Consider the following 18,699-nt stretch of genomic DNA (forward strand, 5'->3'; position numbering starts at 1 on the left):
GGTGAAGGCGTCGAACCCGGATACGACCCTGCGCCTTCTTAAGGTCTTGATTTCGTAATTCGAAGCTATAGGAAAATGCCCTCCCCGCCGGGGCTGTCGACGGGAAGGGCAGGTGAACTCCGTCGAGAGGGACTGCCATTCCTCTCTGCGGGGTTCGAGGTTCCCGGAGCGCTGGTTGCCCGGCGCTCCGGGAGGAGTTCCTCAGAACCTGTGCGGTTCAGTCAGAACCGGTGTGGCTCAGTGGAACTGGCCCTCTTCGGTCGAACCCTTCAGCGCAGCGGTGGAGGTGTTCGGGTCAACGGTGGTGGCGATGGTGTCGAAGTAACCGGCGCCGACCTCACGCTGGTGCTTGACGGCGGTGAAGCCACGCTCGGCGGCGGCCTTGAACTCGCGCTCCTGCAGGTCGACGAACGCGGTCATGCCCTCGCGAGCGTAGCCGTGCGCCAGGTCGAACATGCCGTAGTTCAGCGAGTGGAAGCCGGCCAGGGTGATGAACTGGAACTTGAAGCCCATGGCGCCCAGCTCACGCTGGAACTTCGCGATGGTGGCGTCGTCCAGGTGCGCCTTCCAGTTGAAGGACGGCGAGCAGTTGTAGGCCAGCAGCTGGTCCGGGAACTCGCTGCGAACCGACTCGGCGAACTTGCGCGCGACCTCGAGGTCCGGCACGCCGGTCTCCATCCAGATGAGGTCGGCGTAGGGGGCGTAGGCCTTGGCACGCGCGATGCAGGGCTCGATGCCGTTCTTCACGCCGAAGAAGCCCTCGGCGGTGCGGGTGCCGTCCAGGAACTCGCGGTCGCGCTCGTCCACATCGGAGGTGATGAGGGTGGCGGCCTCGGCGTCGGTGCGGGCGATGATGACCGACGGCACGTCGGCGACGTCGGCGGCCAGACGCGCGGAGGTCAGGGTGCGGATGTGCTGCTGGGTCGGGATCAGCACCTTGCCACCGAGGTGGCCGCACTTCTTCTCCGAGGCGAGCTGGTCTTCCCAGTGCACGCCGGCGGCGCCGGCCACGATCATGGCCTTCTGCAGCTCGTAGGCGTTCAGGGCGCCACCGAAGCCGGCCTCGGCGTCGGCGACGATCGGGGCCAGCCAGTTGGCGACCGAGGTGTCACCCTCGACCTTGGCGATCTCGTCGGCGCGCAGCAGCGCGTTGTTGATGCGACGCACGACCGACGGCACCGAGTTGGCCGGGTACAGCGACTGGTCCGGGTAGGTGTGGCCGGACAGGTTCGCGTCACCGGCGACCTGCCAACCGGACAGGTAGATGGCCTTGAGGCCCGCGCGGACCTGCTGCACGGCCTGGTTGCCGGTGAGGGCGCCCAGGGAGTTGATGTAGTCCTCGTTGTTGACGAGATCCCAGAGGATCTCGGCGCCGCGGCGAGCGAGCGTGTGCTCCTCGACGACGGTGCCCTGGAGCTTCACAACCTGCTCGGCGGTGTAGCTGCGGTCGATGCCCTTCCAGCGGGGGTTGGTGTCCCAGTCCTGCTGGATTTCCGCAGCGGTCTTCGGGGTGCCGATGGTCGACATCTGTGACTCCACTTCCTGATCTCGGTCGGTTGGCCCCACTGGTCGAATCTCTGCCGGGCCGAATGAACGGCCGGTGAAGTTCGAACACTGCTGGAGCGGCAATTTGCAGACTTGCTAGGCCCGCGAGGTGTACTTCCACACGATGGCACAGGAAAAAATGTGCGTCTACCTGTTGCAAGTGTGAATCCCCGCTAGCTTTCGCGAGTGTTTTGCTAACCCTGCGAAATTTGCTTGCGAATAGCAGCGGCGGAGCCTACTTGCGAGTAGCCCTGACGTGCAGTTTTGCATAACGCCCGTACTGTTTGCGTGATCGGGGCCACCGACACACGACGCGCCGAGATGCGCCGATGTGTGAGCACGTTCACAATCGATTGTGATCTTGATGGATGTGAGACATCCCACCGGGGTCCGCAATTGAGACCGGACGGTTGGGTCCTAGCCTGATCAGGAGGTCGCCTGAACGAGTACAAGGAGTAGCCCATGCGGCAACGCTGGATATCCACCACGGCTATGGCCGTGACCTCGATCGCGACCCTGATCGGCGCACCGCTCGCGGCCGCCGCACCCGCCCCGGGCACCGGCGAGTTCACCTCCGCCGAACCCCTGGCCGAGATCGCCACTCCGCCCGGATCGGTGAACTCCGAGCGCTTCCTCTACACCAGCACCACGGCACGCGACGCGCCTACAACCGCCAGTGCCGCCGTTTACTTCCCGCCCGGCGAAGCGCCCACGGGCGGCTGGCCGGTGATCGCCTGGGCGCACGGCACCATCGGGCTGGGCGACCAATGCGCGTATTCGATCGCCGGACCCGGTGCGCGCGACCGCGACTGGGCCTATCTCGGGGCTTGGCTGAAGCAGGGTTACGCCATCGTGGCCGCCGACTACGCGGGGCTGGGCACGCCCGGCGACCATCCGTATCTGAACGGAGTCGTCGAGGCGCACAACGTGGTGGACTCGGTGAAGGCCGCGACCAGCCACTATTCCTCGCTGTCGAAGAAGTGGGTGGTGGTCGGGCAGTCGCAGGGCGGCGGCGCGGCGGTCACCACCGCGCGCTACGCCACCGAGTTCGGCGGCCCGGACCTCGACTACCGGGGCGCGGTCGGCACCGGCGTGCCCGCTTATATAGAGAACATTCTGCTGCCGCTCGGACCGGGCGTACCGCCGATCAAGCTGGGCGCGCACACCACCGGGTATCTGCTGTACATCCTCGATGGGCTGCGGACCAGCTACCCGGAGCTGAATATCGAGTCCTACCTGAACGATTCGGGGCGCTACTGGCTGGACCGGGCCAATACCTCCTGCCTGGACGACCTCGGTAATGAACTGACCGCCGGGAATGTGGTGATCGGGAATCTGTTCTCGCGGCCGCTCGCTCAGATTCCCGACCTGCAAGGTGTGCTGACCCGCTACATGGGTGTCCCGGAGTCCGGTTACGACAAGCCGGTCTTCATGGGGCAGGGCCTGTTCGACACCGATGTGGTGACTCCGGCAACGCTGGCGTTCGCCGCGCGCTTGCGGGCCAATGGCCAGCCGGTCACGCTGCACACCTATCCGACCGATCACAGCGGCACGGTCAATGCCTCCCTGTCGGATTCGATCCCGTTCGTGCGCAACCTCTTCGGCTGATTCCGACTGAAATCTAGCAGCGCTAGACAAACTAACTGCGTGACTGTTATGGTTGCCTCTGTTCCTAGCGCTGCTAGATTTCAATAGGAAGAGGCACTCCAATGCTCACCGTCATCGGCCAGACCCTCGCCGCCCTCGCCGTTCTCGCCAATGCCGTCGTCTACGGCACCGACTGGTGTGCCGCCCTGATCACGCGCTCGGTCTACCGCAAGCTCGACGACGCCACCGTCACCGCCTCCGCCGGGTGGGGCCACTACTACGGCGACAAGCGCATGCCGATCTTCGGCGCGGGCGGTGTGGTGACCGCGCTACTGACTGTGGTCGTCGCCGCGATCGGCGGCCATCTCGCCGCCACCGTCGCGGCCGCCCTCGCGCTCGCCGCACTGCTGCTCTGGCTGGCCTTCTACGTCACCATCGCCAAGCCGATCAATACCGCCCAGACCCAGGCTGCCCAGACCGGTGTCATTCCCGCGAATGCCCGTGCCCTCCAGGACAAGTGGGACAGCATCCTGAAGTACCGCGTCACCCTCCAGACCGTCGCCCTGGTCGGACTGCTCGCCGCACTGGCCACCTTCTGAGCCGACCGGACCCGCAAGACCCCGCACCGATCGGTGCGGGGTCTGCGCGTATTCAGACCGGCGGGCCTGGGTGGATCTCGGCGGGGTGCTGGGTGGTGAGGAGTCGCCAGATGCGGTCGGCGGTCATGGGGAGGTGGTGGGGGCGAACGCCGATGGCATCACGGACGGCATTGGCCAGGGCGGGGGCCACCGGGTTGTACGGGGATTCGCTCATCGATTTCGCACCGAGCGGACCCAGGGGGTCGGACGTGTCGGCGAAGTAGACCTCGGTGTAGGGGACGTCGGAGAACTGCGGGATGTGGTAGCGGCGAAGGGTTTTCGTGGTGGGCTCGCCGTTGGTGGTGCGGACTTCCTCGTAAAGGGCGCTGCCGATGGCTTGGGCCACGCCGCCTTCGACCTGGCCGCGGCATTGGACGGGGTTGAGGACCGTGCCTGCGTCGGCGGTCTGGATGGATTGCAGGATGCGGATTTCGCCGGTGACGGGGTGCACGGCTACACGGAAGGCGTGCACATTGAAGGCGACCGAGCGGGGAGTGCCGTCGTGGGTGGCGGTGGTGCGGAGCGGGCCGTCGGCGGTGAGGTCGGCGGCCGTGAGTAGTCGATCCTGGCAGCGGATTCCGCCGGGTTCGAAGATGTGCAGGGGGGCGGGGAGACCGGTGAGGGCGACTGCGCGGCGCAGGATTCGAGTGCAGAGTTGTTCGGCGGCGGCGTGGGTCGCGCGTCCGGCGACGGTGATGCCGGTGGAGCCGAATGCGCCTGTGTCGTGGCCGGTTCCGTCGGTGTCGGCGTGGCGGATGTGGACGCGGGAGGGGTCGGTTCCGAGGACCGTGGCGACGAGTTGGGCGTGCACGGTCGTGGTGCCATTGCCGAATTCGGCGGTGCCTACGCGGAGTTCGTAACCGCCGTCGGCCAGGAGTTCGAGGTGGGCGGTGGAGCTGTGGCCGCGCGGGGGGATGGTGGCGATCATGGCGGGGGCCATGCCCTCGCCGATCAGCCATTCCGGGCCGGGGGCGGGGACGCCATTGCCGCGGCGCAGGGCTTGTTCGGCGAGGTCGAGGCATTGGTCGAGGCCGTAGCTGGCGATGTCCAGGTCGGGTTCGTCGTGGCAGAAACCGCCGATCAGAGGGTCGCCGGGGCGGACCACATTGCGGCGTCGAAATTCGAAGGGGTCCAGGCTGATTCGGCGGGCGAGCTCGTCGAGGGCGGATTCGATGCCGAAGATGACCTGGCCGAGTCCGTAGCCGCGGAAGGCTCCGGAGGGGACATTGTTGGTGTAGACGGCGCGGCCGTCAATGCGCTTGTTCGCGCATCGGTACAGTGCGACCGATTCGTTCATGCCGTGGAAAAGCACTCCGGCGCTGTGGTTTCCGTACGCGCCCGCGTCGGATAGCACGTCGACGGCGAGTGCGGTGAGCCGTCCGTCGGCGTCCGCGCCGGCGGTGACTTCCACTCGCATGGGATGCCGGACGGTGGTGAAGAATTCGTCGGTTCGGGTGAGCTCGTACTGCACCGGCTGCCCGGTGCGCAGGACCGCGAGGGCGACCAGGTCCTCGGTGAACATCTCCTGTTTACCGCCGAAGCCGCCGCCGACGCGGGCCGCGAACACTCGCACCCGGTCTCGTTCCAGGTCGAACAATCGGCATAGCTCGTCCCGCACCAGGAACGGCACCTGGGTGCTGGTCCGCAGGACGAGCCGCCCGGCCTCGTCGAGCCATCCGATGCTGCCGTGGGTCTCGAGATGCACATGCTGCACCCGCTGGGTCTGCCACACCCCTTGCACCACTTCCGAAGCCGCGCTCAGTCCGGCGGTCACATCCCCGGTTCGACCATGCACTTCGGCGACCAGATTTCGCTGCGCATCCGCGATCCGGGCCGACTCGGGCTTATCCACATGCAGCGTCGGCGCGCCGACCGCGAGCGCCTCGTCGGGCTCGAAAACAGCTGGCAGGACCTCATATTCGACTTTCAGGGCCCGGCATCCCGCCCGAGCGGCCGCCAGTGTCTCCCCCACCACGGCGGCAACTCGCTGCCCGATGAAACGCATAACGGGATCCAGCACCAGGGTGTCGTCCGGATCGTCTTCCCGAATCTGGTGCCGCGCTGTGGAAAACGCCAGGTTCGGCGAATCCGCATACGTCAATACCGCACGTACTCCCGGAATCGCTTCCGCCTCAGCGGTATCGATTCCCACGATTCGAGCGTGGGCATGCGGACTCCGCAGAACCTCCAGATGCAGTACCCCATCCGGTGGGAGGCTCGCCGTATCGTCCTCGGCTCCGGCAGGCGGTACGTCCATGGTGAATGGCTCTGTGCCGGTGACGATTCGAGGTCCGGCCAGCGCGCCAATCGAGGTTCCCGCGGCACCTGCGCGGTCACTCCCTGCTACGTCGGGGCGATTGGCGCGGTCGCAGAGACCGCTGTGGCAGGCGGTTCCGCACGACGCGGGCTCGGCCGAGTGGGCGGCGGTCAGGGCGTCGGCGATGGATCGGTAGCCGGTGCAGCGACAGAGGTTGCCTTTGAGGGTTTCGGGAAGGGTGGCGGGGTCGAGGGTGCCCGAGTCCGCGAGTTCGGTTGCGGTGATGAGCATTCCGGCGGTGCAGAAGCCGCATTGGAAGGCGGCGTTCTCGAGGAATCGCGTGTGCAGGAAGGTGGGGGCGTCGGTGGCGAGGCCGGTGGCGGTGGTGATGGTGTGGCCTTCGGCGCGGTGTGCCGGGTAGACGCAGGAGTGGACGGCGGTGCCGTCCACGAGGACGCTGCACGCGCCGCAGTCACCGGCATCGCAGCCTTTTTTGGGTGCGAGGTGGCCGGTTTCGCGCAGGAGGGTGCGCAGGCATTGGCCGGGGCGCGGGTCGGTGTCGACGGGGGTGCCGTCCACGATGATTCTCATGAGCGGTCTCCGGATGGGTTGGCTCCGGATAGTTCGGCGGTGACTTCCGCGGCGAGCACGGACGTGATGTGGCAACGCCAGTCCGGAGCGCCGTGCGGGTCGTCGTACCAGAGGTCGGGTTGGATGTCCGCGAGCGTTGCCGACAGTTCGCCACTGGTCGGAAGGTCCGGGAATTCGAGGACGACCGGGCGGGTGGTGGCGGCACTCAGGGTGAGGGTGAGCGCGCCGGAGCGGTCGCGTCGTCCCATGACGACGGAGCCGGAGCGCCCCTTGGGCGTGAGTGCGAGCTTGCGGAATGCGGTGCGGGACCGCAGGTTCGCGGCGGGAATGCGGAGGGCGCGCAGCACGTCCCCTTGGTCCAGGAGTGTCTGCCCGGGTCCGATCACGAAGCGGGAGACGGGAATCCATTCATCCCCGCCCGACCACCAGACCAGCGCGGATCCGCCCAGAGCGGTCAGCGCGGCCAGTACCGCGCCCGCGGGCAGGGCCAGACAGACATTGCCGCCGACGGTCGCCATGCGCCGAATCTTGTGCGAGGCGACCAGCGCCCCGCAGGCCTGCCCGAAAAGCCGGGTAGCGGGCCAGTGCGCCGGATACGCGGTATCGGCGAGCTCGGCCAGCGTGCACGTGGCAGCGATCTCCAGCCCATCATCATCGCTGGTCAGCGGCGTCCACCCGAGCCCGGTGATATCGACGAGCCGATCCAGCCGGTCCTGTGGTTCGGAATACAGCCAGGTCCCCCCGGCCAGCACGGCGCTGCCCGCCCCGAGTCCGGTCAGGTCCTCCCGTCCCCGTGCCATCACCACGTCGCGGATCGTGTCCAGATCCATCGCTATCACCGCTCTCACCCGCGGGCCGGTTGCAGCCTCAACCTCCACCTTAGGAGAGGAGAGTTGCGCGGAGGTTGCGGCAACCTCCGCGCTGTTTCTTGCTCGTTACTACCTGATCAGGTCACCGGCCGCTCGGTGGGCGTCCCGCAGAACGGGGCACAGTCGCCTGCAACGAGAGTTCCGGACGGGCTCGGCGGTCCCGGATCGGTCGCGATGTGCTCGCCGCAGCTGGTGACGACCACCAGCATGACGAGCAATGCGAACACCAGGACCGCGGCGAACAGCCCGAGGCACCAGGCCACGAAATTGAACATCATCGCCTCGCTTCCCGATGACCGCGGCCACCCCTCCGGGTCGCGGTCATCGAGTCGCAACGGCCCTGGGGCGTCCGCCAGGAACCGTTGTCTCCCTCGGCATCCCCGTCATCCGGGACACGCAAGGCCAACAGGCACATGGCGTCGGTGACGGTGAGGCCGAGAACTTCGGCGTGGAGCGCGGCGATCTCGCCGTCGAATTGCCCACCGGGGCGCAGTAATCCGATGAGAATCATTTCGGCCAGCACCACGCCGGCAATGGCCTGTTCTCGGTTCAATCGCAGCGAGGTGGGAAGGTAGGAGAGTATCCACCGTCCCCGCTGCGGTTCGGGTACGTCGACTCGGAATGCGACCTCGTGAGCCACATCGCTGGTGATGAGCCAGTCCGAAGCAGTGATTGCCATTGATCCAATCCTTTACTTCCGCTGGGACCAGTCCCCGTGGTCCTGGTTGGTGGATCAATGGTCGCGACAATCGGCGCGCGTCTCGATCCCAGCGGTAGCGGAAAATTCTTGGCACATCACGGGTGCTTGACCAGCCGAAATCCACGCGGTACCAAGGAAACATCACATTGGGGGGCGGATTTCTTGGGGCCGCGGAAATACGGGAGGCGCACCGTGTCACAAAACGGTGAAGCCGAGGATTTCGGCGTCGAAGCTCGCAAGGAACTGCGCAGGATTCTACTCGGTATCGGACTTCGTGAAAATGAGCTGCTGGCACTGATAGCCGCTGAATTACGGCATCGCGGATGCCGTCCGCGCAAGGCCTGGCGGCTGGCCAACGATCTCACCCAGCAGGAGGTGGCCGAGGAGCTGAATCGGCTCACCGGGAAGCCCACCGCACCCATGAAGGCCTCCCGTATCTCGGAATACGAGTCCTGGCCCGGACCGGAAGGCAAGGGACGCAATCGGCCCCGGCCCACCCTGGAGATGATGAAGAACCTGGCCGCCATCTATCGCACCTCATGGGATCAACTCGTGGATGTCGAGGATCTGACGTGCATGCCGAGTTCGGATGTGAAGGCCTTCCGGGATGCGGTGGCCGCCAACTGCACCACCGTGCACACCGCGATCGGCGGTGGATTGCCCGCGGGCCTGGTGCCTTTCGTCGGCCGGGCCAAACCGCAGCAGCAATTGCGCGAACGGGTGGAGGCGCATCTGAATCGGACGGGACCACCCGTGCATGTGATCAATGGCCTTGCGGGCGTGGGGAAGACGGCGCTTGCCCGGTCCGTGGTGCAGAACTTCGCGGAGCATTATCCGGACGGAGTGATCTGGGAGAACCTGCGCGGTCACACCGATGGCCGGCCACCGCGCACACCCGAGGGGGTGCTGGAGCAGCTGCTGCTGCGGATCGGCGTCCTGCCGGAGACCATCGAAACCGATATCGCACAGCGGGCCGCACGCTGGCGGCGTGAGATGCGGGATCGGCGCATGCTCATCGTTTTCGACAATGTGCTCGAGTCCACGCAGGTGCGGGCGCTGCTGCCGGATGCGCGCGGCTGCTTCGTACTGATCACCAGCCGGCACAAACTGACCGCGTTGAGTGGCAGTGTGCCACTGCAATTGGATGCCATGGAGCCGCTGGAATCGGAGGAAATGCTGGTCGAACTGGCGCATCTGCCAGCGGATTACGACGTGGAGGCGGCGCGGCGGGTCCTGCGCGCGGCGGGCGGGCTGCCGCTCGCCATCCGGCTGATCGCCGGTCAGATCGCCCATCACGGACCGGATCTGCTGAGCGCGGCGGCGGCGGAGTTCATGCGGCTCGCCGAGCGCATGCGACAGGGGCCGGAGGAGACCTCGGAGGAGTCGGTCGCGGAACGCGCCCTGGACTACTTCTCGGCAGAGGGCGAAACCCTGCGTGCCGCTTTCGAATTGTCGTACAAGCGGCTACCGGATCCGGAATTGCAGCGAGCGGTGCGACTGCTCGGCTGGTTCCCGAGCACCGAGATCACCGCGGAGACCCTCGCGCCGATGGCGGGGGTTACGCAGGCGCAGGCGTACGGGCTGATCCGGCAGATCTTCGAGGTGGGGTTGCTGGATCCGGCGGAAACCGGTCCGGGACAACGCTATCGGATTCACGACGTGACGCGGCTGTTCGCGCGGGTGCAAGCCGATGCGGAGGATGCGCAGAGTGAGCATCCGGCTGCCGTGGGGCGGCTGGTGCGGCACTGCCTGCGAGTGGCAGGGCAGGTGGGCGCACCCCGGCCATACGAGGCGGCGGGCAGTTTCCCGAAGGGACCCGGCGGGGATCCGAGCGGTGCGACGCTGCGGGCGCAGGATTGGCTGAACAGGGAGCGGGAACTGCTGCTCGGCTGCATCCGGGTAGGCGGGTCGGAAGCCGATACCGGGGAGTTGGCCCGGCTCCTCGGCGCGCATCTGTCCGAGCTGGGGCACTGGTCGGACGCGCGCTGGTTGTTCGTGCGCGCATTGGCGATCGCACGCGGCAACAACGACCGAACCACCGAATGTGATGTGCTGTTCGATCTGGGCAGCGTCTACCGCCGCTCCTGCGACTACGACACGGCCGCAAAGTGTTTCGAGGAAGCACACACCATATCCATCGAGCTGGACGACGCCCTTCGAATGGCCGCCTCGCTGTGGGGATACGCCGAAGTCCGCCGCCACATAGGCGATTTCGATCGTGCCCGCAGCGCGTACGCCGATGTGGTCGGCATAGCCAGAAGACTCGAGCACCGAAAGTTCGAGGGCGATGCCTTGCGCGGCCTCGGCCACATCGAACGCATGTCCGTCGACGACAAGGGCGGTGACTTGGAGATCGCCCACGGCTACTACCTGGATTCGCTCCGCATAGCCACCGAGATCGGCGACCCCTACAGCCTCGGCTGGTCGCTGTGGGGTCTGGGCTTCGTCTCCCGTGTCTCCGGTGAATACCTCACTGCTCGAGGCCATTTGGAGAAGGCCCACGCCATCAGCCTCGAGATGAACGACCGTATCCTGCAAGTCGACACGCTGCGCGGCCTCGGTCATATCGAACGCGCCGTCGGCGACCTGGATGCCGCCCAGGAGTACTACTCCGATTCTCTGGACCGAGCGCGCCGCAATCGCGACCCGCACGGTGAAGCCGACGCCCTGCGCTCCCTTGCCGATCTGGCTTTGATCGCAGGCTCCCAATGGCGTCCCTGCGACCTCTACTGCAAGGCCCTCCTGCTCTACGAGAGCATGGGCATGATGCTCGCCGACCAGGTCCGCGGAGAACTGGCCGAAGCCTTGGAGCGCTGCAAACGCAAGCGCGTGAAGCTCCCCGCCCGAGTTCAGGAAGACTTGCACCGCTTGGGCTTCGAGATCTGACGAGTGAGTCACCCGGCCTTCGCGACCAGCTTCGCCTGGGCGCGGGCCACCTCACGGCCGACCGCTTCCTCATCGATTGTCTGGATTACCGTGTTGCGCACAACTATCCGGCCGTTGACCAGGAGGGCGGCGAGGGGTGGTGCGGAGCCGAGGATGAGAGCGGCTATGGGGTCCTCGATACCGGCGTGGGCGAGGGTGCCGAGGTTCCAGAGGGCGAGGTCGGCCAGTTTTCCGGGTTCGATCGAGCCGATTTCCTTGTGGCGGCCCAGAACTCGCGCTCCGCCGAGCGTGGCGAGTTCGAGGGCGGTGCGGACGGAGAGGGCTTGGGGGCCGTTGCGCTGGCGGGCGAACAGGAGGGCGTTGCGGGGTTCCTCTATGAGGGAGCTGGATTCGTTGCTGGCGGCGCCGTCCACACCGAGGCCGATCGGGACTCCGGCGGCGTGCAGGTCGACGATGCGGGCGATGCCCGCGCCGATGCGGGCATTGGAGGTGGGGCAATGGGCTACGCCGGTGGCGGTTTTCGCCAGGGTGGCGATGGCGGTGTCGTCGAGGTGGATGGCGTGCGCCCACCAGACGTCGGACCCGACCCAGCCGAGCTGTTCCAGGTATTCGGCGGGGGTGCAGCCGTGGGTGCTGAGGCAGTACTCGTGTTCGTCGACGGTTTCGGCAGCGTGGGTGTGCAGGCGGACTCCGAGTTCCCTTGCCAGCAGCGCGGATTCGCGCAGCAGGTCGGCTGTGACGGAGAACGGGGAGCAGGGGGCGAGGCCGATGCGGAGCATCGAGTCGAAGGACTCGTCATGCCACCGGGACACGGCGTCGGCACTGGCCTTCAGAATGTCGTCGAGGGTCTCCACCACGGAGTCGGGCGGCAGGCCGCCCGCGCTGCGGCCCAGGTCCATGGATCCGCGGGTGGGGTGAAAGCGCAGCCCGACCTGTGCGGCGGCGTCGATCTCCGCGCCCAGCAGATCACCACCCTCGCGCGGAAAGACGTAGTGGTGATCGGTGGTGGTCGTGCATCCGGTGCGCGCCAGCGAGGCCAGTCCGCCGGTGGCCGCGACGCGCACGGCGTCCTCGTCGATGCCCGCCCACACCGGGTACAGCGTGGTGAGCCATTCGAACAGCGTGGCATCGGCGGCCAGCCCGCGCGTGACCCACTGGTAGAGGTGGTGGTGCGTATTCACCAATCCCGGCGTGAGCAGGCAACCCCGCCCGTCGATCCGGGTGGCTCCGGCGGTCTCGGGCGCGGGCCCGGACCCCACGGCCTCGATCCGGTTGCCGCGCACCACGACATGCCCGACCCGATATTCGGTGCCCGCCGCATCCACGGTGGCCACCGCGCAGCCTTCGATCACCAGCAGTGTGTCGTTCGAAGGAGCGCTCATACGGATCAACTACCTCGATAGGTGGAGTAGGCGAAGGGCGAGAGCAGCAACGGCACGTGATAGTGCCGCTCCCCGCTCAAGCATCCTCGGTGATCAACAGCCGCCGCAGCCGAATCCGATTGATCTTCCCCAATTCCTGCCGCACGATCCGCCTCTCGGTCTCGGCGTCATTCCCGATCCGTTCCATCAACACCGCCAGCAACTCCTCCGAAGTCCGCCCACTCGCACACACCAAATACACATGCCCGAACTTTGCCTCATACTCCTCATTCCCCACCGCAATCCCGACCCGCACCGCGTCGTCGGCATCGGCCATCCCCGCCTGCTCCCGAGCCGAGTTCGCATCCTCGGTCCGCTCCCCGATCCGGGGATGCCCCGCCAGCGCCCGATCCACCTCCCCCTCGCTCAACGCGGTCAATTCCGCGTCGGCGGCAATAAGCAATTCGTCAATATTCGAGTAAGGCCGCCGAGCCGCCACCGCCTGCGCCCACGCGGGCGAGGAGCAGCATGTCAGCAAGGTCTTCGCCGCCGCCGACTCCGTGAGCAGTGCGAATTCCGTCCAGCCGATCCTGTTGTCCGTCATCGCTTCCAGCATCGATCATGGCAACCCGCCCCGCCACTCGACGGGCGAAGATCACGGGGCGGGGTTACCCTGCCCGCATGACCCCCGATCGCTGTGACGGCATTGTGCTCGCGGCCGGTGCGGGCACCCGGTATGGGATGCCGAAAGTGCTGGCCGAGGATGGGGCTTGGCTGCGGACGGCGGTGGGGGCGCTGCGCGATGGGGGGTGCGCGCGGATCTTTGTGGTGTTGGGGGCTACTGGGCCTGCTTACTCTGTCGGGCCCGGGTCCTGGTGGGTGTCGCAAACCTCCCGCATCCCATTGCCTTCGGGGACGCAGCCGGTGTGGGCGTCGGATTGGGCGGAAGGGGTCAGTGCCTCCATGCGGGCTGGGTTGGCGGCGGCTGCGGGGGCGGGGGCGGGGGTGAGGGCGCGGCGTTCGGCGATGTTGTTCGGGAATGGAACCGGGGATCTACCGGGGCAAAGTATTGCTTCGTCGCGGAATATTGCTAGGCGGAATGCTGCGGCGGGGATTGGTGGGGTGGGGAATGCTGTGGGTGGGAACAGGGACGGAATGGGCGGATTCGTAGGTGGGCCCGCCGAATTCGTGGCGATCATGCCGGTGGATACGCCGGATGTCGGGGGTGCGGTGGTGGCTCGGGTTGTGGCGGCGGCGCGGGGTAGTGAGAGTCGGTTGGCGCGGGCGGTTTTCGAGGGGCGGCCGGGGCATCCGGTGGTGTTGGGGCGAGGGCATTGGGTGGGGGCGGCGCGGCAAGCGGAGGGGAATTCCGGGGCGGGCACTTATTTAAGGCAACGACCGGATATGGTGTGCGTCACGTGCGATGACCTCGCGACCGGTGTCGATCAGGACTATCCGGGTGGCAGCGCACGGTGAGCGGGAGCAATTGAATGCGGGATATCGTCGACGACCTATTGCGGGTTTGGCACAGCGGGCGCACCGGCGGATTGGCCACTCTGGTTCGGACACAAGGCTCGGTACCCATGCCAATCGGATCGGCCATGGTGGTGGATGCCGACGGACGGGCCTTCGGGTCGGTATCGGCCGGGTGCGCGGAGGCCGCGGCATACGAAGCGGCTATGACCGCCCTGCGGACCGGGCATCGCGGACTGCATCGGTTCGGGCCGGGCAGCGGCCTGGATGCGGGCATGGATTGCTCCGGCACCTTCGATATTTTCGCGGAACCGTTCTCGCGCAGGCATTTCCCGGAATTCCCGGATGTGGCCGCGGATATGGCGGCGCAGCGTCAGGTCACGGTGTTCACGGTGGTGTGGCATTCCGATCCGGATGTGATCGGCCAGCATCTGGTCACCGACCGTAAACATGCCACCGAACTGGTCTCGCTCCCGGATTCGGATGTGTTCGTCTCGTCGTTCACCCGCCCGCGCCGCCTGATCATCATGGGCGCCAATGCTTTCGCCTCGGCGCTGGCCGTTCAGGCTCGACTACTCGGCTACCGGGTAACGATCTGCGACGCCCGCTCCACCTTCGCCACGGCCGACGCCTACCCCGGCTGCGAGGTGGTGGTCGACTGGCCGCACCGCTACCTGAACACGCTCGCCTCGGCCGGTGAAATCGATTCCAGTACAGCGGTTGTCGTCCTCACCAATGACGCCAAATTCGAAATCCCCCTGCTCACAGTCGCTTTGCGACTACCCGACCTGGGCTTCCTGGCCGCGATGGGCTCCAGCAATGCCCACGCCCACCGCCTCGAAGCCCTCCAAGCGGGCGGCTTCGACGACGAAACCCTCTCCCGCCTCCACTCCCCCGCAGGCCTCGACCTGGGTGCCCAGACCCCCGCCGAAACCGCCCTCGCCATAGCGGCCGAACTCCTCGCAGCCCGCAACAACGCCACCGCCGAGCCCCTCTCCTCCCTCACCCACCGCCGCCCCTCCCTGGTGCCCTGACGACGAGGGATCCCTAACGACGAGGGAGCTCTCATGGCGGAATTCGGGAGGTAATTCCGCCACCAGAGCTCCCTGATCTTGTCGGGGACTACCCCTTCAGTTCGGGGTGTTCGGCGTAGAGCTCTTTGAGGATGGACATGTCGAAGAGCTTGTCCGCGGTGATGTCGATCTTGGATTTGCCGAGCGCGGCGATGTTCTTGGCGATGAGGTCGTCGGTCATGGTGAACAGGCCATTGGCCTTCGAATCGGCGGATTCGACCAGGCCGTTCTGGGCCATGGCTTCCTTTGTCTGTTCCGCGAGGTCCAGGCGCTGATCCTTGCCGTACACCTCGACGGCCAGGCGTGCGCCCTCGGCGGGATCGGCGATGACGTCCTTCCAGCCCTTGATATCGGCGGCGAGGAAGGCCTTCAGCTTGTCGCGCTCCTTGTCGATGGTGTGCTGGTGCACGGTCAGGGTCTCCGCGACCAGCGGGAGGTTGTAGTCGGCGAAGAGGAAGCTGTAGTTGGTGAATCCCTTGGCGGCGAGGGTGATCGGCTCATTGGTCACATAGCTGACCCAGCCGTCGACCTCGCCATTGGCGAGCGGTGTGGGATCGAATTGGGCGGGCACGATGGTGACGTCGCTGGGCGTCATGCCATTGGCGGTGAGCAGGGCATTGAAGATGAGCTGGTTGGTGTCCTGCACACCGATCTTGCGGCCCTTCATTTCCTGCGGGGTGCGGATCGGCTTATTCGCGGAGCTGACAATGCAGAAGGGGTTCTTCTGATAGGTGGTGCCGACGATCTTGGCGGGTAGGCCCTCGATGATGGCGGGCGCGGTGGTCTGCGGCGCGGACATGCCGATCCAGATCTTGCCGGTGCCGAGCCCGGCCTCCACCGAGGTGCTGGCCGCGCCGCCCGCGACCAGGTTCACCGTGCCGAAGCCGGCGTCCTTGAAGTAGCCCTTCGAGTCCGCGAAGTATTCGCCCGCGAATTCGATGTTCTTCAGCCAGGACAGCTGGACGGCGACGGTGCCGTACTTCGATCCGTCGGCGCTGCTGCCGTAATTGCTGGACCCGGAGGAGTCCTTGCCGCAGGCGGCGAGCAGTCCGGCACCGCCGATCACCGCGCCGGTGAGACCGGCGTAGCGGAGGAAGGATCGCCGATCGAGGGAAACTGGGGTGACCGGACTCGGCCGGGACATACGACTCATGCGCCGAATCTAGGGGTTTTCGGTTTCCGATATTTTGCTTTCGCGAGGGTATTTGTGTGCGCTGGGTTAACTCGTGACTTCAATCCCGCTCCCGGCCCGGTGCGAATCGGGCGAGGACCAGATTCTCGAGCACGCCGACGACGGCGTAGGCGAATACCGAAACCACCGTCACGAGCGCGATGGACGCCCACAAACGGTTGTATTGGAAGGTGGGTATGGCGCGGATCAGGCCCGCGCCCAATCCGGTGCCGCTGCCCAGCCATTCGCCGAGGAGTGCGCCGATCAGCGCGCCGGGGACCGAGATTCGCGCGGCCGCGAACACCGAGGGCAGGGCGGCGGGAACGGCCACCATGCGCAGCGCCGTCCATTGCGAGCCACCGTATGCCGCAACCAGTTCCATGGCTTGGCGTGGCGCGGATTTCAGCCCGGTCATGATCATGACCAGGGCGGGGAAGAACACCACGATGGCCGCCATGACGGTCACGCCCATCAGCCCGCGCCCGAAGACCAGCACGATGATCGGCGTGAGGGCCACCAGCGGCACGGACCGCAGCAGCATGGCGACCGGCAGGAATGCCTGCGCGATGGCGGGCACGCCGACGAACAGCGCGGACACCACGAGCGCCGCGCCCAGTCCGGCAATGAATCCGATGGTCGCATCGCGCAGGGTGATTCGCATTTCGGCGAAGATGACCTGCCGCGCGGCCCCGGAGGTCGGCCCGGTCACCAGGTAGTTCCAGACGTCGCCGGGGCTCTTGCCGACCAGTCCGACCTGCGGATACAGCTTCAGGAAGCCGTACCAGAGCGCCACCAGCAGGACCAGCGAAACCAGCAGCGGCAGCAGGAATCTGCCGATGGGCCGCAGCACATTCATGGTTGTGGCGAGCCCGCTCCGCGGCGGAACCTCGACCTGCGGTGGTTTGTTCAAGTTGATCTCGCTCATCACGCCTCCGCTCGTGCCCATGGCAAAGCGATCCGCGCCACGATTGCCACCAGCGCATACCCGAGTCCGGCGAGCGCGGCGGCCGCCAATGCCATGCCCCAGGTGCGTGGCACGTTGTAGGCGGTCTGCGCGGCGGTCAAGGCCACGCCGATGCCGCTGTCCACGCCGCCCAGGTACTCGCCGATGATCGCGCCCAGCACCGCCGAGGGTGCGGCGATCTTCAAGGCGGCCAGGGTGTTCGGCAGTGCCGCGATCAGTTTCACCCGGCGCAGTTGCTGCCATTCGCCGCCGCCGTACGCGCGGACCAGGTCGAGGCTGGTCCTGTCGGCGGAGCGCAGGCCGGTCACGGTGCCGACCATGGTGGTGAAGAAGCAGTACATGGCGGCCAGGAACACGGTCGGGGTGCGTCCACCGAACACCACCAGGATGATCGGCCCGAGCGCCAGCAGCGGCGTGCAGTAGCTGAGGATGGCCAGCTGGGTGACCAGCATTTCGATGGGCGGGATCAACACCACCAGAATGGCCAGCACGATGGCGAGGGCATTGCCCCACGCGAACCCTTGCAGCGCACCCCAGGCGGTCACCTTGAAGTTGGGGCCGTAGAGCGCCCAGCCGTCGGAGTACATGGTGTGCAGCACCTGCCACGGTCCCGGTACGGTGCCGCCCGCGACGCGCAGTGCGCCGAGCAGCCACCAGACCGCCAGCAGCAAGGCGATACCGGCGACTCCGCCGAGCTGCCGTGGTGACAGGCGTTCTCTGATTGCGCCCCAGTTCATTCCGTCACCACCCCGCCGTGCCCGCTCCGCCCGAACAGCAGTTCCGACAGGTAGTCGTGCAGTTTGTGGAATTCCGGGGTGCGCATCATTTCGGGGGTGCGCGGGCGCGGCAGGTCGATTTCCACGACCTCCACCACGCGGCCGGGGCGCGGGCTCATGACGGCGACCACGTCGGAGAGGAAGACGGCTTCGGCAATGCCGTGCGTGACCATGAGCGTGGTGGCGGGCTTTTCGGTCCAGATGCGCAGCAGTTCCAGGTTGAGCCGCTGCCGGGTCATATCGTCGAGTGCGCCGAAGGGTTCGTCGAGCAGCAGGATCTTGGGTTTCACCACCAAGGCCCGGGCGATCGACACGCGCTGCCGCATACCGCCGGACAGTTGCGCCGGTTTGGCCTTCTCAAAGCCTTCCAGGCCGACCAGGGCGATGAGGTCGGCGATCAATTTCGGGTCGGCGGGCAGTCCGGCGACTTGCAGCGGAAGTTTGATATTGGCTTCCACACTGCGCCAGGGCAGCAGCGCCGAATCCTGGAAGGCGATCCCGAATTCGTGCCGCCGTCGCAGTTCCTCCGGCGTTTCGCCATTGATGGTCGCGGTGCCCGCGCTGGGTGTGTCCAGCCCGGCGAGGATGCGCAGAATCGTGGACTTGCCGCAGCCGGACGGGCCGAGCAGCGACAGGAACGCGCCCTCTTTGGTGTGCAGGTCGACGGCGTCCAAGGCCTGCACGGAGCGCCGTCCCGACCGGAATGTCTTGCTCAACCCACTGATGTGAATGCCAGTTCCCGCGGGCACGTCTTCCGAACTCATAGGCTCACCGTAAAGGCAGGGAATTGCACGTAGATTGCGAATCG

The 18,699-nt window shown here is 66.5% G+C and carries 17 protein-coding genes and 1 pseudogene; 6 read left to right on the forward strand and 12 right to left on the reverse strand.

Annotated features, from left to right (window positions below):
- Window positions 1-237 precede the first annotated feature (237 nt).
- Window positions 238-1,527: an isocitrate lyase gene (gene aceA, locus AB0N05_RS37075; RefSeq protein ID WP_364703334.1), complete on the reverse strand. Its 1,290-nt coding sequence runs from the start codon at window positions 1,525-1,527 to the stop codon at window positions 238-240.
- A gap of 480 nt (window positions 1,528-2,007) precedes the next feature.
- Here aceA and AB0N05_RS37080 point away from each other — a divergent pair, with 480 nt between their 5' ends.
- Complete coding sequence (locus AB0N05_RS37080) at window positions 2,008-3,153, forward strand: lipase family protein (protein ID WP_364703337.1); 1,146 nt, start codon at window positions 2,008-2,010, stop codon at window positions 3,151-3,153.
- A 101-nt stretch (window positions 3,154-3,254) separates the two neighbouring features.
- A complete protein-coding gene (locus tag AB0N05_RS37085) occupies window positions 3,255-3,731 on the forward strand; it encodes a DUF1772 domain-containing protein (protein ID WP_364703340.1) in 477 nt (158 codons plus the stop codon).
- A gap of 52 nt (window positions 3,732-3,783) precedes the next feature.
- Here the strand turns inward: AB0N05_RS37085 and AB0N05_RS37090 are convergent, their stop codons facing one another.
- The 4 genes from AB0N05_RS37090 to AB0N05_RS37105 form a co-directional block, all read right to left on the reverse strand.
- A complete protein-coding gene (locus AB0N05_RS37090; protein ID WP_364703343.1) occupies window positions 3,784-6,618 on the reverse strand; it encodes a molybdopterin cofactor-binding domain-containing protein in 2,835 nt (944 codons plus the stop codon).
- The gene (locus AB0N05_RS37095) at window positions 6,615-7,448 is read right to left on the reverse strand and encodes an FAD binding domain-containing protein (protein WP_364703346.1); all 834 of its coding nucleotides are present in this window, start codon (window positions 7,446-7,448) and stop codon (window positions 6,615-6,617) included. The genes AB0N05_RS37090 and AB0N05_RS37095 overlap by 4 nt, the downstream gene beginning before the upstream one ends.
- Before the next feature lie 116 nt (window positions 7,449-7,564).
- The gene (locus AB0N05_RS37100) at window positions 7,565-7,765 is read right to left on the reverse strand and encodes a hypothetical protein (RefSeq protein WP_364703349.1); all 201 of its coding nucleotides are present in this window, start codon (window positions 7,763-7,765) and stop codon (window positions 7,565-7,567) included.
- Window positions 7,762-8,166 (reverse strand): hypothetical protein, encoded by a 405-nt coding sequence (locus AB0N05_RS37105; protein ID WP_364703351.1) that lies wholly within the window; start codon window positions 8,164-8,166, stop codon window positions 7,762-7,764. Before AB0N05_RS37105 ends, AB0N05_RS37100 begins: the two co-directional genes overlap by 4 nt.
- Before the next feature lie 213 nt (window positions 8,167-8,379).
- Between AB0N05_RS37105 and AB0N05_RS37110 the strand changes: the two genes are divergently transcribed.
- A complete protein-coding gene (locus AB0N05_RS37110) occupies window positions 8,380-11,073 on the forward strand; it encodes a tetratricopeptide repeat protein (RefSeq protein WP_364703354.1) in 2,694 nt (897 codons plus the stop codon).
- 8 nt (window positions 11,074-11,081) lie between these two features.
- On the opposite strand, the gene AB0N05_RS37115 is transcribed toward AB0N05_RS37110, so the two are convergent.
- The 3 genes from AB0N05_RS37115 to uraD are packed head-to-tail and all read right to left on the reverse strand — an operon-like array spanning window position 11,082 to window position 13,038.
- Window positions 11,082-12,455 (reverse strand): 8-oxoguanine deaminase, encoded by a 1,374-nt coding sequence (locus tag AB0N05_RS37115; RefSeq protein ID WP_364703357.1) that lies wholly within the window; start codon window positions 12,453-12,455, stop codon window positions 11,082-11,084.
- A 5-nt stretch (window positions 12,456-12,460) separates the two neighbouring features.
- Entirely contained in the window at window positions 12,461-12,511 is a 51-nt protein-coding gene (locus AB0N05_RS37120) for a hypothetical protein (RefSeq protein WP_364703518.1), read from the reverse strand.
- 20 nt (window positions 12,512-12,531) lie between these two features.
- Window positions 12,532-13,038, reverse strand: a complete 507-nt coding sequence (uraD, locus tag AB0N05_RS37125; protein ID WP_364703359.1) for a 2-oxo-4-hydroxy-4-carboxy-5-ureidoimidazoline decarboxylase — start codon at window positions 13,036-13,038, stop codon at window positions 12,532-12,534.
- Between the two features lie 77 nt (window positions 13,039-13,115).
- Here uraD and AB0N05_RS37130 point away from each other — a divergent pair.
- The 3 genes and pseudogenes from AB0N05_RS37130 to AB0N05_RS37140 form a co-directional block, all read left to right on the forward strand.
- Window positions 13,116-13,412: pseudogene (locus AB0N05_RS37130) on the forward strand (NTP transferase domain-containing protein); the annotation flags it as partial.
- A 177-nt stretch (window positions 13,413-13,589) separates the two neighbouring features.
- On the forward strand, window positions 13,590-13,910 hold the full coding sequence (locus AB0N05_RS37135; protein ID WP_364703521.1) for an NTP transferase domain-containing protein: 321 nt from the start codon (window positions 13,590-13,592) through the stop codon (window positions 13,908-13,910).
- Between the two features lie 14 nt (window positions 13,911-13,924).
- The gene (locus AB0N05_RS37140; RefSeq protein ID WP_364703362.1) at window positions 13,925-14,941 is read left to right on the forward strand and encodes an XdhC family protein; all 1,017 of its coding nucleotides are present in this window, start codon (window positions 13,925-13,927) and stop codon (window positions 14,939-14,941) included.
- Window positions 14,942-15,029: 88 nt separating this feature from the next.
- Here the strand turns inward: AB0N05_RS37140 and AB0N05_RS37145 are convergent, their stop codons facing one another.
- The 4 genes from AB0N05_RS37145 to AB0N05_RS37160 form a co-directional block, all read right to left on the reverse strand.
- Complete coding sequence (locus AB0N05_RS37145) at window positions 15,030-16,124, reverse strand: ABC transporter substrate-binding protein (RefSeq protein WP_364703524.1); 1,095 nt, start codon at window positions 16,122-16,124, stop codon at window positions 15,030-15,032.
- An 88-nt stretch (window positions 16,125-16,212) separates the two neighbouring features.
- Window positions 16,213-17,076, reverse strand: a complete 864-nt coding sequence (locus AB0N05_RS37150) for an ABC transporter permease subunit (protein ID WP_364703365.1) — start codon at window positions 17,074-17,076, stop codon at window positions 16,213-16,215.
- The gene (locus AB0N05_RS37155; protein WP_364703368.1) at window positions 17,076-17,852 is read right to left on the reverse strand and encodes an ABC transporter permease subunit; all 777 of its coding nucleotides are present in this window, start codon (window positions 17,850-17,852) and stop codon (window positions 17,076-17,078) included. Before AB0N05_RS37155 ends, AB0N05_RS37150 begins: the two co-directional genes overlap by 1 nt.
- Window positions 17,849-18,655 (reverse strand): ABC transporter ATP-binding protein, encoded by an 807-nt coding sequence (locus AB0N05_RS37160; RefSeq protein ID WP_364703371.1) that lies wholly within the window; start codon window positions 18,653-18,655, stop codon window positions 17,849-17,851. The genes AB0N05_RS37155 and AB0N05_RS37160 overlap by 4 nt, the downstream gene beginning before the upstream one ends.
- Window positions 18,656-18,699: the final 44 nt, after the last annotated feature.

Source organism: Nocardia sp. NPDC051030 (assembly GCF_040683015.1).
In the GTDB taxonomy this organism is placed as follows: domain Bacteria; phylum Actinomycetota; class Actinomycetes; order Mycobacteriales; family Mycobacteriaceae; genus Nocardia.

Coding starts and splice junctions, on each gene's coding strand:
- AB0N05_RS37140 (WP_364703362.1), top strand. CDS start 13,925: ATGCGGGATATCGTCGACGACCTATTGCGGGTTTGGCACAGCGGGCGC.
- AB0N05_RS37080 (WP_364703337.1), top strand. CDS start 2,008: ATGCGGCAACGCTGGATATCCACCACGGCTATGGCCGTGACCTCGATC.
- AB0N05_RS37100 (WP_364703349.1), bottom strand. CDS start 7,765: ATGATGTTCAATTTCGTGGCCTGGTGCCTCGGGCTGTTCGCCGCGGTC.
- AB0N05_RS37145 (WP_364703524.1), bottom strand. CDS start 16,124: ATGTCCCGGCCGAGTCCGGTCACCCCAGTTTCCCTCGATCGGCGATCC.
- AB0N05_RS37155 (WP_364703368.1), bottom strand. CDS start 17,852: ATGAACTGGGGCGCAATCAGAGAACGCCTGTCACCACGGCAGCTCGGC.
- AB0N05_RS37095 (WP_364703346.1), bottom strand. CDS start 7,448: ATGGATCTGGACACGATCCGCGACGTGGTGATGGCACGGGGACGGGAG.
- AB0N05_RS37105 (WP_364703351.1), bottom strand. CDS start 8,166: ATGGCAATCACTGCTTCGGACTGGCTCATCACCAGCGATGTGGCTCAC.
- AB0N05_RS37160 (WP_364703371.1), bottom strand. CDS start 18,655: ATGAGTTCGGAAGACGTGCCCGCGGGAACTGGCATTCACATCAGTGGG.
- uraD (WP_364703359.1), bottom strand. CDS start 13,038: ATGACGGACAACAGGATCGGCTGGACGGAATTCGCACTGCTCACGGAG.
- AB0N05_RS37115 (WP_364703357.1), bottom strand. CDS start 12,455: ATGAGCGCTCCTTCGAACGACACACTGCTGGTGATCGAAGGCTGCGCG.
- AB0N05_RS37150 (WP_364703365.1), bottom strand. CDS start 17,076: ATGAGCGAGATCAACTTGAACAAACCACCGCAGGTCGAGGTTCCGCCG.
- AB0N05_RS37090 (WP_364703343.1), bottom strand. CDS start 6,618: ATGAGAATCATCGTGGACGGCACCCCCGTCGACACCGACCCGCGCCCC.
- AB0N05_RS37135 (WP_364703521.1), top strand. CDS start 13,590: ATGGGCGGATTCGTAGGTGGGCCCGCCGAATTCGTGGCGATCATGCCG.
- aceA (WP_364703334.1), bottom strand. CDS start 1,527: ATGTCGACCATCGGCACCCCGAAGACCGCTGCGGAAATCCAGCAGGAC.
- AB0N05_RS37085 (WP_364703340.1), top strand. CDS start 3,255: ATGCTCACCGTCATCGGCCAGACCCTCGCCGCCCTCGCCGTTCTCGCC.